This is a genomic window from Streptomyces sp. L-9-10 (genome assembly GCF_004151105.1).
Lineage (GTDB): Bacteria > Actinomycetota > Actinomycetes > Streptomycetales > Streptomycetaceae > Streptomyces.
In genome coordinates this window covers 109,715-121,553 of sequence record NZ_PHRF01000095.1, presented here as the reverse complement: position 1 = coordinate 121,553, position 11,839 = coordinate 109,715, and the positions used below count along the sequence as shown (strand labels likewise).

At 69.7% G+C, this 11,839-nt stretch carries 8 protein-coding genes; 3 read left to right on the top strand and 5 right to left on the bottom strand.

The genetic code is table 11. The features are described 5' to 3' along the window. The first annotated feature begins 39 nt into the window (after positions 1–39). A complete protein-coding gene (locus CU044_RS21900; RefSeq protein ID WP_129770420.1) occupies positions 40–1,044 on the top strand; it encodes a hypothetical protein in 1,005 nt (334 codons plus the stop codon). 125 nt (positions 1,045–1,169) lie between these two features. Beyond that, entirely contained in the window at positions 1,170–1,826 is a 657-nt protein-coding gene (gene def / locus CU044_RS21895; protein WP_129770419.1) for a peptide deformylase, read from the top strand. On the opposite strand, the gene CU044_RS21890 is transcribed toward def, so the two are convergent. After that, the gene (locus CU044_RS21890; RefSeq protein WP_129770418.1) at positions 1,802–3,850 is read right to left on the bottom strand and encodes a transglycosylase domain-containing protein; all 2,049 of its coding nucleotides are present in this window, start codon (positions 3,848–3,850) and stop codon (positions 1,802–1,804) included. The two genes, def and CU044_RS21890, sit on opposite strands and share 25 nt — an antisense overlap. A 222-nt stretch (positions 3,851–4,072) precedes the next feature. Between CU044_RS21890 and CU044_RS21885 the strand changes: the two genes are divergently transcribed. After that, the gene (locus CU044_RS21885) at positions 4,073–4,810 is read left to right on the top strand and encodes a D-Ala-D-Ala carboxypeptidase family metallohydrolase (protein WP_129770417.1); all 738 of its coding nucleotides are present in this window, start codon (positions 4,073–4,075) and stop codon (positions 4,808–4,810) included. An 84-nt stretch (positions 4,811–4,894) separates the two neighbouring features. Here the strand turns inward: CU044_RS21885 and CU044_RS21880 are convergent, their stop codons facing one another. The 4 genes from CU044_RS21880 to CU044_RS21865 form a co-directional block, all read right to left on the bottom strand. Further along, positions 4,895–5,860, bottom strand: a complete 966-nt coding sequence (locus CU044_RS21880; protein ID WP_129770416.1) for a helix-turn-helix domain-containing protein — start codon at positions 5,858–5,860, stop codon at positions 4,895–4,897. Between the two features lie 157 nt (positions 5,861–6,017). Next, positions 6,018–6,518 (bottom strand): DUF2809 domain-containing protein, encoded by a 501-nt coding sequence (locus CU044_RS21875; protein ID WP_129770415.1) that lies wholly within the window; start codon positions 6,516–6,518, stop codon positions 6,018–6,020. A gap of 33 nt (positions 6,519–6,551) precedes the next feature. Further along, positions 6,552–7,052: a hypothetical protein gene (locus tag CU044_RS21870; protein ID WP_129770414.1), complete on the bottom strand. Its 501-nt coding sequence runs from the start codon at positions 7,050–7,052 to the stop codon at positions 6,552–6,554. 18 nt (positions 7,053–7,070) lie between these two features. Next, positions 7,071–11,786, bottom strand: coding sequence for an RHS repeat-associated core domain-containing protein (locus CU044_RS21865; RefSeq protein ID WP_129770413.1), 4,716 nt, complete (start codon positions 11,784–11,786; stop codon positions 7,071–7,073). Between the last annotated feature and the right edge of the window lie 53 nt (positions 11,787–11,839).

The window sequence follows — 11,839 nt, the reverse complement described above, 5'->3', positions numbered from 1 at the left end:
TCCGGGGGCACTGACCCGAACGACCGGCAGGCGGGAATCGTGAGGATCTTCGGGAAGGTACGGCATCGGCCCTCCGCCTCGTGGCGGCAGGCCACCGACCGCGCGTTCACGCTGATCGGTGACGGCCGGTACGAGGACGCGGGAGCGCTGCTGACGCGCGCGGCGGATCTGGAGCCCTGGCTCTCCGAGTCCTGGTTCAATCTGGCGCTGCTGCACAAGTTCCGGCACGACTGGGAGCAGGCGCGGGCCGCCGGGCTGCGCGCCGTGGCCCTGCTGGACAAGGAGACCGGCGCGCCGGACTGGTGGAACGTCGGGATCGCCGCCACCGCCCTCCAGGACTGGCCGCTGGCCCGCCGTGCCTGGCAGGCGTACGGACTGCGGGTGCCGGGCAATCCGCACACCGTCGAGGCGAACGGCGAGCCCGAGGGCATGGAACTGGGCAGCGCGGCCGTCAGGCTCTCGCCGGAGGGCGAGGCCGAGGTCGTCTGGGGCCGCCGTCTCGACCCGGCCAGAATAGAAGTGCTCTCGATCCCGCTGCCGTCGTCGGGCAGGCGCTGGGGCGAGGTCGTCCTGCACGACGGCGTACCGAACGGTGAGCGCACGACGGCGTCGAGCCCCGACGGCGCCACCCGTGCCTATCCGGTCTTCGACGAGATCGAGCTGTGGGCCCCCTCGCCCGTGCCCACGTGGGTGGTGCTGCTGGAAGCGGCGACCGAGGAGGACAGGGACGCCCTGGAGCGGCTGGCCGCCGACGCCGGATTCGCCGCCGAGGACTGGTCGTCGTCCGTACGGCTCCTCTGCCGGGCCTGCTCGGAGTCCACGATGCCGAGCGCCGAGGGCGACGGCGAGCATCTCGACCCGCACGACCACAGCGAGCCGGGCCATCCGGGACCGCTGGGCCACCGCACGGCCGGCGAGCTGTGGGCCCCCGAGCGCGAGTGCGGGATCGCGGCCCCGGCCGCGCTGGTACGGGGCCTGCTGGACGGCTGGGTCGCCGACAGCCCGGACACCCGCGAGTGGCGCGATCTCGAAGAGGTCTGCTGACGGCCGGGAGGTCTGCCGGTGCCGGGAACATGCTGGGACTCCCCGAGAGCTGCCCTTAGGCTGTATGGGCACATCGCACGGATCGTGCAGGCAGCATCGGGTACCGAGGAAGGCGTACTGCGGACATGGCGCAGCAGGAGACGGACCAGCGGATCGACAGTGGGACCTCGGTGGCGGAGCCGGGGGACGGGTTCGTCGTGGACACGGAGGACGCCGAGGCGCGCGAGCTGGCGCACCGCGAACGCGGCACGTCCCGCCCGATCACCGTCGTCGGGAATCCGGTGCTCCACAAGGAGTGCCGGGACGTCACGGAGTTCGGTGACGAGCTCGCCGCGCTGATCGACGACATGTTCGCCAGCCAGCACACCGCCGAGGGCGTGGGCCTGGCCGCCAACCAGATCGGTGTGGACCTGAAGGTCTTCGTCTACGACTGCCCGGACGACGACGGCGTACGGCACGTCGGCGCCATCTGCAACCCGGTGCTGGAGGAACTGCCGCCCGCCGAGCGCCATCTCGACGACTCCAACGAGGGCTGCCTCTCCGTACCGACGGCGTACGCGGCGCTCCCGCGCCCCGACTACGCGGTGGTGCGCGGCCAGGACGCTCAGGGCAACCCCGTCAAGGTGCGCGGCACGGGCTACTTCGCCCGCTGCCTCCAGCACGAGACGGACCACCTCTACGGGTATCTGTACATCGACCGTCTGTCGAAGCGCGACCGCAAGGACGCGCTCCGGCAGATGGCGGAGAACACCCCGCGCTACGAGACCGTTCCCAACCCCTGAGGGGACGCCGGCTCCGAGGGCGGCGACTTCGAGAGCGCCGACTCCGAGAGCGACGGCGGGGGTACCACCGCGTGGTGGTACTCGCTCCAGATCAGCGGCGGGAACGCGCTGCCCCGCTCGGAGTCGGGGCCGCCCACGCCCTGCATGGGAAGCAGGTTCGGGACATCCGGCTTCGTACGGAACATCGTGACCGAGGTGCTCAGTTCCTGGGTGGCACCGATGAACCAGGCTGATTTCATGCGGTCGTTGGGACCGGTCTTGCCGGCCAGGACCGGGAGATAGATCTTCCGGTCCTTCGGCGAACCGAGGGCGTTCCAGCCCACCTGCTGGAGCGCCACGCCGACGGTGGCGGCCACGTGCTGCTCCATCGCGCGCCGTGCCACGGGCTTCTCGAAGCCGTCGACCGCGACGCCGTCGCGCTCGATCCTGGTCACCGAGTACGGCTCGGTCGCCCGGCCCTCGTTGAGGAAGGTCGTATAGGCGCTGGCCAGCCGGACGGCGCTGGGGGTCGAGGTGCCGATCGAGAACGTCGGCTCCAGCTTCGCCATGCTCTCCTCGCGCAGCCCCGACGCGACCGCCAGCTCCTTGACCGTCTTCAGCCCGATGGCCTTGCCGGTCTGCACGAACGGGGTGTTGTCCGAGTCCACCAACGGCTGGGTGAGGTCCACGAATGTCATCGGCGCTGACGTCTCCGTGGGCAGGGGCCGCCTCTTCTCGCGGTCGGCGGCCCGCGCGGCCTGCCGCTTCCGGGAGAAGGAGTCCTCCATCGCGGCGGCGTACACGAAGGGCTTGAACGCCGAGCCCGCGGGCACGCCCGAGGTGTCCGCGTTGTTGCTGAAGTGCTCGATGGCGTCGGAGCCGCCGTACACCGCGACGATCGCCCCGTCCTTGGGCCGTATGGAGGCCGCGCCGACCTGCACATGCCGGTCGGCCGCGCGCTTCTTCGGGTCCAGGCGGTCCGCGCGTACCTTCTCGACGGCCATGGCCAGCGCGCGCACCTTGTCCTTCTCGAAGGTGGTGTGGACGCGGTAGCCGCCACCGGCGAGGTCCTTGTCGGTGATCCCCGAGCGGCTCTTGATGTACTTGTTGGTGAGGTCGACGAGATAGCCGATCTGTCCGGCCTGGCTGGTCGGCTTGACGGGCGGCTTCGGCTCGGGGAACGAGGTGTACTTCGCGCGTTCCGCGGCGCTCATCGAGCCGGTCTCGACCTGACGGTCCAGGATCCAGCTCCACCGGTCCACGGCCCGCTTGTGGTTCGCGGGGCTGAGGGCGGGGTCGAAACTGTCCGCGCCCTTGAGGAGCGTGGCGAGCAGCGCGGCCTGACCGGGGTTCAGATCCTTGGCGGGGACGCCGTAGTACGCGTACGAGGCGGCCTGGACGCCGTACGAGTCGCGGCCGAACCACGAGGTGTTCAGATAGCCCTGGAGGATCTCGGACTTGGGCTTCCGGTTGCTGACCTTCAGGGAGAGGAACAGCTCCTTGACCTTGCGCGTGAGGGTCTGGTCCTGGCTCAGATAGGTGTTCTTCACATACTGCTGGGTGATCGTGGAACCGCCCTGGGTCTCCCCGCCCGTGACGATGTTCACGGCGGCGCGGGCGATGCCCGTCACCGAGACGCCCGGGTCGGTGTAGAAGTCCGCGTTCTCCGCCGCGATGACGGCGTTCCGGACGGACTTCGGCACCTGCGCGAGCGTGATGTCCTGCCGGTTCACATCGCCCACACTCACCATCCGGCTGCCGTCCGCCCAGTAGTAGACGGTGGCCTGCCGGCGCGCGGAGTCGTGTTCGTCCGGGATCTCGACGTTCAGGTAGACGGCGACGAACAGTCCGGTGAGCGCGCCGGCGGGGAGCAGGAACAGACAGGAGACGAGCTTCCAGGAGGGCACCCAGCGCCGCGGGCCGCGCCGGCCGCTCCGGGGGAAGTCGACAAGCCGACGGCGCCGCTTCCGGTGGCCGGCCGGGGTGTCGTCGCTGTCGGGCGGGGGTTCCGTGCGGTTCGCGCGACGTATGCGGGGCAGCCTCATGGGGGTGCGGACCTCCTCGATCACGAGCCGCCAGCAGGGGGGATACGGCGAGCTCGACACGTACACCCGCTGGGCCGTGATCCCGGTTGGTTCGTTCGCGGAATCTCTACATCCGGATCGGGGCTCTTCCAGTTCTGTTCCGCCTTGTGGGGGACCGGTTGACGCGCGTCGACCCGTACGCCAATCTCTGCGTACAACTCGGCCCCGGTACAAGGAGATCCGATGCTCAGACGCACCGCCCGACTGTTCCTCAGTCTTGTCATGGCCATGTCCTTCGCCTGGGCGGGAGCGCTCGCCACGGCCGGTACGGCACACGCCGACGGCTGCTACACGTGGTCCCGCACCCTCTCCCAGGGCGCCTCGGGCGCCGATGTCACCCAGCTCCAGATCCGGGTGGCCGGCTATCCGGGGACCGGCGCCGTGCTCGCCATCGACGGCGCGTACGGACCGGCGACCACCGCCGCGGTGAAGCGCTTCCAGTCCGCGTACGGGCTGGCGGCCGACGGGGTCGCGGGCCCCGCGACCTTCAGCAAGCTCTACGCGCTCCAGGACGACGACTGCACCCCGGTCCACTTCAGCTACGCCGAGCTGAACACCTGCAACAGCACATGGGCGGGCGGCGCGGTGGACGCGGCCACCGCCAAGTCCAACGCCCTGCGCACGATGTGGAAGCTGGAGGCGCTGCGCCACGCGCTGGGCGACCAGCCCCTCCGGGTCACCAGCGGCTTCCGCTCACAGGCGTGCAACGCCGCGGTCGGCGGCGCGGCGGGCAGCCGCCATCTCTACGGGGACTCCGCCGACCTCGGCGCGGGACCGCACTCGCTCTGCACGCTGGCGCAGACGGCCCGTAACCACGGCTTCAACGGGATCCTCGGCCCCGGCTACCCGGACCACAACGACCACACCCATGTCGACCACCGGCCGAGCCGCTTCTGGTCGGCGCCGAGCTGCGGCATCTGAGGTCGTCCGTACACCATCCGAAGATGTCCGCCGAAGACGTCCGTGCGTACGGTACGGCGGTACGTACGGCACGGGACCGGGGCCTCACGCGGCGTGCGAGGGGCCCCGGAACGTACGGCGGTATGTGTTCGGGGTCGTCCCGAGCGTCCGCAGGAAGTGATGGCGCAGCCCCGCCGCGGTCCCGAACCCGGCCCGGCCGGCGACGCTGTCCACCGTCTCGTCCGTCGCCTCCAGCAACTCCTGTGCCAGCAGCACCCGTTGGCGCAGCAGCCAGCGGTACGGGGTGGTCCCCGTCTCCTGCTGGAAGCGGCGGGCGAACGTGCGCGGCGACATATGGGCGCGCTCGGCCAGCTGCTCGACGGTCATCTCGCGGTCCAGATGCCGCTCCATCCAGCCGAGGACGTCACCGACCGTGTCACAGCGGCTGCGGGGCAGTGGGCGCTCGATGAACTGGGCCTGGCCGCCGTCGCGGTGCGGCGGTACGACCATGCGGCGCGCGATCGCGTTGGCGACCTCGGGGCCGTGCTCCTTCCGTACGAGATGGAGGCAGGCGTCGATCCCGGCGGCGGTGCCGGCCGAGGTGATCACCGGCCCCTCGTCCACGTACAGCACATCCGGCTCGACGACGGCGCGCGGATAGGTGCGGGCCAGCTCCGCCGCGTGCCGCCAGTGCCCGGCGCACCGGCGCCCGTCCAGCAGTCCGGCGGCGCCGAGCACGAAGACCCCGGAACACACGCTCAGCACCCGCGAGCCCCGGTCCACGGCGCGGCGCAGCGCGGCGAGCAGCTCGGGCGGGTACGCGCGGCCGATGTACGAGTCACCGGCCGGTACGGCGATCAGATCGGCCTCTTCGAGCCGGTCCAGTCCGTGCAGCGAGCCGATCGTGAACCCCGCGTGGGTCCGCAGCTCGGGCCCCTCGGCCGACACCACCGCGAAATCGTGCACGGGGAGGCCCTCGTCGCTCCGGTCGAGGCCGAACACCTCGCAGAGGACGCCGAGCTCGAAGGGATGTACTCCGTCCAGCAGGACGGCGGCCACATTGGTCAGCATGGATCCAGTGTGGCAGTAATTCGATGGTTGATGACAGTCCTGCCACTGCTTTCCGTGCCGGGAACCGGCGACAGTGGGGGCATGGACACTTTCCTGACAGTTCTCGCCCTTATCGCCCTGTTTGTTCTGCTGGGTCTGCCGCCGCTGATCTGGCACCTCAAGGACCGGGCGATCGACCGCCAGCTACGCCGCGCCGAACATCCGGAACGCCCTGTGTACCCGGAGCGCCCCGCGTCCCCGGAACGCCCCGCGGGGATCCCGCGCCCCGCCGCCACCGTGCCACCCCGGCGTGCCCGAGCCCCGCGACCAGCGCACCGACCGCGTACCACAGCAGGTCAGGGGCGTTGAAGGTCGAACCGAGCACGAGCCGCGCGAGCACACTCCGCGCGGCCAGCTCGGCCGGGAGACCGGTGAGCTGAAGCAGCTCGACGGCCCAGCTGAACCCGAGCGCGACACCCCCGGCGACGAGGGGCCGCGCTCGCGGAGCGACCAGCACGACCAGCGTGTACACGAGCACGGTGTAGAGCGCGTCCCCGCCGTACTTGACGACGCCCCCGCCCCCGTCCCCGCCTCCGGCACCCCGGATCCCGAGCCCGGCCGCCACGGTCAGCAGCGCCGCACCACCCGCGACCAGGCGCGTACGCACGAGAGTTCCCATGAGGAGAGACCCTATGCGCCCGCACGCGCCCGATCAGGCGCGGTTCTTGAGGCGGTTGTCGTAGTAACGCGCGTCGCCGACCAGTACCGAGGTGACGTGGACGGGAAGACCGTCCGCGGTACGCGGGACCTCCTGAGAGGTCTGACGGCCGAAGCCGAGCGAGACCCCCGGAATGAACGGATATTCGGCCTCGGTCCGGTCGACGGTCCAGCCGCGCTCCACCGCCCTGCGGAAAAGGTCCTCCGCGGGGGTCGTGAAGACATCGTCGCCGTCGAGGAGCACACGGACATCGGTCCGGCGTCCTTCGCCCGGCCACCACAGCTCGATCGCGGTGACCACGTCACCACCGGTGCCTTCCAGGAGGATGTTGACCGGGATCTCCTGGCAGGACGTGTAGATGGTCTTCGAGGAGTCGTCCTCGTCCTCGTCCACATCGTGCGGCCCCCAGGAGGAAACCGCCGCGACGGCCTCATCGAGGCTCGCGCCCAGTCGTACGGGGCCCGCGCCGTGGGGCGGATCCAGAACGATGTCCATGGTGTCTCTTTCCTCCGCTTACTTGAGGACGTCGTAGTCGACTGTCCAGCCGCGCTTTTCGAGCATCTTCTGGAACTTCCTGTTGTTCTCCAGGCTCGCGATCATGTCCTCGATGTGCCCGTCGTACTTGTCGCCGAACTTCTTACGGCATTCCTTGATGTCCATCATCATCGCCTGATCCCACCGCCCCGCATCGATCAGCGCGCGTTGTTTCTCACGCCATCGGACGGACTTGTCGCTGGATCCCGTGCTGGTCATCCTGCGGTGATCGTCGTACTCCATCCTGATCGACGGCCCCATACCCGCGCCGCCACCGTTCGAGTCCGTCTTGAACCCGGGCTCGTCCAGGTGCGCGTAGGAGTTCTTGGCAGGTATGTGGTTGATCTCCATCTCGGTGCTCGTGCGGCGCGTGCCGTCATCGTTCTTGAGGTTGGCGGGCTTCATGCCGCTGTACCAGCCCCCGTCCTCCGTGCACCCCTTGGCGATCAGCCCCTCGGGGTCCATCCACATATGCGGGTTGGTGACGTATGCCACCGGGTTCGGCGCCGCGTCCAGCCCCAGCGGGTCGGGACTCAGATAGCGGGCGGTGGTGGGGTCGTAGTACCGGAAGCAGTTGTAGTAGAGCCCGGTCTCCGCGTCGTCATACTGACCGGGGAACCGCAGTGGCGTGTACGCGACGGCCGTGCGGTTCCACCTGGTGGCACCCCACACGGTGGTCCGGGCCTGCCACGCGATCCGACCCTGTTCGTCGACCAGTTCGCTGGGCGCGCCGATCAGGTCGGAGACGATCGCGAAGAACCGGGAGTCGATGTCCGTACCCGTACCCGTACCCGTATCGGACTCGGGCCCGGACCGGCGTTCCAACTGGACGAGCGGGGTGCGCCCGTCGTACTCCCAGGTGAGCGTGGTGTGGTTCGTGGTGTCGGTCTGCTCGACGAGACGGGTGCCGTCCCACGTGAAGTAGACGGAATGCAGGACGCTGCCGCCGTCGTCGGCCATGCGGTGCTTGGCCGTGCGGCGGCCGAGCGGATCGTAGGAGTACTGCCACAGCCCGCCGTCCGGAGTGCGGCAGGCCACCAGCCGGTTCTCGGCGTCCCAGGAGTACTGCCAGACGTCGGGTTTGCGTGACAGGCGGGTCCTCCGCCGCACCAGGGTGCGTCCTGCGCCGTCGTACTCGCACCGCACGGCGCCGGCGGCGGTCATCCGGGTGCCTTCGTAGGTGCGCGCGCCCCTTTCCTCGGTCCGCCGGGCATCGTCCGGCCACGTGGCCATGGTCTGGTTGCCAGCCGAGTCATAGACGTAGGACTCCGACCAGTTCTCCGCCGTCACCTGTGTCGGACGTCCCACAGGATCGAGTTCGAAGCGCGTGCTGGTGTGTGTCAGTTCATCGGTGACGCGCTCCAGGAAGCCGTCGGCCCGGTAGGCGTAGGAGCGTGCGCGCAGGGTCCGGTCACGGGTCGTCAGCGCACGCGAGGCCAGACGTCCGGCACTGTCCCAGTCCGACGTGAGCGTCAGCGGTGCCTCGGACAGCCCCATGGTGCGGGTGAGTTCGCGGCCCAGCGGATCGTGCGTGAACGACAGCGCGTTGCCGCCACTGCTCAGGGCGGTGCGATTGCCGGTGGCGTCGTAGGCGGAATCCGACACCACTCCGGCGGGAGTGATGCGCCGGACGGTCCGCCCTGCCGCGTCGTACGCGAAGCGCAGGGTGCGCCCGTCGACCGTCTCGGCCACCACCCGCCCCAGGACGTCACGTTGCCAAGACACCGTGGAAGTGGGCGAGACCGCGCTCACGGGCTGTCCTCCCGCGTCGTAGGCGTAGCGCGTGACCTGCCCGGCCACCTCCTTGGACACCACACGCCCGCACGGGTCGTAGCCGGTGGTGATCCGCTCGCCGAGCGGCGTCGTACGGTGGACGAGGCGCCCGGCCGCGTCGTAGGCGTACGTGACGGTACGGCCGTCGAAGTCGGTTTCGGCGACCGGATTGCCCGCGGCGTCGTAGGCGTAGGTCCAGGTCATGCCCTGAGGGTTGCGGACCTCGGTGAGCCGCAGCTCGGTGTCGTACGCGAACTCGTATCGCGCCCCGTCCGCACCGATGCGGGCTTTGAGCAGGTCGAAGTGCGTGTATTCGAACCGGGTCACCTCGCCTCTCGGGCCGACGTGGGAGAGGCAATTACCCTCGTCGTCCCAGGTCCACGATTCCTCGGTCCCGTCGGGACGGACGCAGCGCGAGAGCCATCCCTCCGGGGTCCATTCCATTGCCGTGACCGCGCCGTTGGGGTCGGTGGTGCGAACCGGCCGGCCGAAAGCGTCCCGGAGGACGGTGTAGCGGTGTCCGAGCGGATCGGTCAGCGTGAGCGAGACCCCCGCGCTGTTGTAGGTCAGCCGCTCCGTCGCGCCGGTCGGGTCCGTCTGTTCGGCCGGCGCGCCCTTCGGGTCGAGCCGGTAGTACGAGACCGAACCGTCCGGGGCGGTGAGCGAGACCCGATTGCCCCGGGCGTCGTAGCTCTGCCGCCACGTCGCCCCGTCCGGGTAGATCGCCTCCACGGGCAGGTTGAACTCGTTGTACACCGTGGAGGACGTGCTGCCGTCCGGCCGCCGGATCGACGTGAGGTTGCCGTGGTCGTCCCAGGTGAATTCCGCGGTGTTGCCCAACTCGTCCGTGCGGGAGAGCAGGTTGTCGTACCGGTCCCACTGCCGCAGAACGGTGTTCCCGAGCGGATCCGTCTCCGCGATCACCTGGCCGAGTTCGTTGAGCCGGGTGACGGTGACCGCGCCGGTCGAGTCGGTGAAGCGGGTGACGCGGTTGACCGTGTCGTAGGAGAAGCGGGAGGACAGCGCGCCGTCCGGCCCGACGGTCTGTACCACGCGGCCTGCGGAATCGTAGACGTACCGATACGAGTGGCCGTTGCGGTCGGTCCACGAGGTCACCCGCCGCTCGCCGTCATAGGTGAACCGCAAGGGCCTGCCGGAGACGTTGGTGACGGCTTCCAGGTTTCCCCCGGCGTCGTAGCCGAAGGTGGCCACGTGGACGGGGCCGTCCGAGGTGGCCACAGCCAGTCCGGTGACGCGTCCCGTCTCCGGGTTCGACGACACCGCCACCCGGTAACCGCCTTCGTGCACCACCGTCGCCGGTATGCCGTCGTCGCCGCGGCCTATCCGGAAGGCGTTGCCGTTACGGTCCTCGATCTCACCCAGCCAGTAGAGACCACCGGCCCGGTAAGGGCTGCCGGTGAACCGCCGGGTCAGTCCCGAGTGCGGGTCGGTGACCTCGTAGGTGACATCACCGGCAGCACCGCGCCCGGCGAAGCGGAGCGGCAACCGGTCACCCTCCAGGGGCAGGACCTCCTCGCTCTCCTCGCCCGGCAGGCCGGGATAGACCAGGACCGAGCCGTCCTCCCGTGCCCAAGCCGCGCCCGCACCGGCCGGTTCAAGGCGTTCGTCGAGCGTGGAGGCCCAACTGGTCCCGAAGGACCGCCCGAAGCGGTAACTGGATATGTGTGTGCGCCGCAGCACCAGCCACAGGACCCCGGGAAGTGCCAGATCCGTCTGGGCGAGCACCATCTCGCCGCTCGCGATGTCCACGGGGTCCGTCTTGCACCGCCTCTTGAACAGCGACACAGCCAGCTCACGAGCCCTGTCCAGGGCTTCCCGCAGCGACGTCGGCCGCTTCCGCTCGGGGCCGGGTCCGGGGCCGTTGCGGCGTGCGCCCGGTCCGCCCTCGTCCTTGCGGTCGTCGGACGCGATTCTCCTGAGGCGGTCGCGGATGTCGTCGTCGGTGTCCTTGTGGTTCTTCGAGCTCCTGGTGATGGCGTTCGGCAGCTTCTTGCCAAGGTGGTCACCGAGGTCGTTGAGCGCCTTGCCGAGCTTCTCCACCACCCCGTCGATGGTGGTGTCCAGGACGGCGGTCAGGGAGTCCTTGCCCTTCGCACGCCCATGGTGGCCTCTGGCCTTGCCGAGCTTGCCGCCCGTCCTGTCACGCATGGTGACCTGTACACCGGCCAGGTGCATCCCGGTCTGGCCGTGCGCGTCGTGGTCGATCCGCGGGCCTCCCCCGCCGCCGGGGCCGCCGCCCGGGCCGGTGCCCGCCCCGTCGGCCGAGGCCAGCCGCAGCCCGTCCTTGCCCGCCTGCGCGGTCTGACCGGTGTGGTAACCGTCCTGTACACCGGTGACGTTCAGCGCGGTCTGGATCGCCAGGTCCGCCACCACGTTCTCGATCGCGGCGACCGCCGGCTCCGTGAGCGTGGCGACGATCTCCGCCACGGCCGCCTCCGCCATCTCCTTCAGGATCCGTTTGAAGGCGATACGGGTCGCCGCGATCTTAGCCCCGGCCAGCAGCGTCGACAGACCGGCGGTCACCGGCGCGAACGCCAGGGTGATTCCCACCGTCGCGCACAGATCGGCGAGCTCGGCCACCGCCGCCACTTTCCGAGCCACGATGATGTCCGCCACCCGGTCCAGCGCACCCGCGACTATTCGGGCGGCCGACGCCAAGTCCTTGTGCTTGCCCTGCACTTTGGACCAGTGCGTGTCCAAAGCAGTCAGCGACTCGCTCTGTCCGCTGGAGAGCAACCGCTGGATGTGCTGATGGGCGGCATGTCCGTCGTCGTCCGCGTCATCCGCGAACTCCCGCAGCGAGTCCGCCATATCGCGGTACGCGTCCTCGTCGACATTCGGCCAGCCGACACCGACCACATCGAGCATCGTGTCGACACCTTCAGGAATGGTGTAACCCATGACGCAACAGCCCCCGTTGTTGAGCGCGTCTACAGAAAGACCAGTCAGCATGT

Excerpts from the sequence above, each read along its gene's own strand:
- def (WP_129770419.1), top strand. The coding sequence starts at position 1,170 with ATGGCGCAGCAGGAGACGGACCAGCGGATCGACAGTGGGACCTCGGTG.
- CU044_RS21890 (WP_129770418.1), bottom strand. The coding sequence starts at position 3,850 with ATGAGGCTGCCCCGCATACGTCGCGCGAACCGCACGGAACCCCCGCCC.
- CU044_RS21885 (WP_129770417.1), top strand. The coding sequence starts at position 4,073 with ATGCTCAGACGCACCGCCCGACTGTTCCTCAGTCTTGTCATGGCCATG.
- CU044_RS21880 (WP_129770416.1), bottom strand. The coding sequence starts at position 5,860 with ATGCTGACCAATGTGGCCGCCGTCCTGCTGGACGGAGTACATCCCTTC.
- CU044_RS21875 (WP_129770415.1), bottom strand. The coding sequence starts at position 6,518 with ATGGGAACTCTCGTGCGTACGCGCCTGGTCGCGGGTGGTGCGGCGCTG.
- CU044_RS21870 (WP_129770414.1), bottom strand. The coding sequence starts at position 7,052 with ATGGACATCGTTCTGGATCCGCCCCACGGCGCGGGCCCCGTACGACTG.
- CU044_RS21865 (WP_129770413.1), bottom strand. The coding sequence starts at position 11,786 with ATGGGTTACACCATTCCTGAAGGTGTCGACACGATGCTCGATGTGGTC.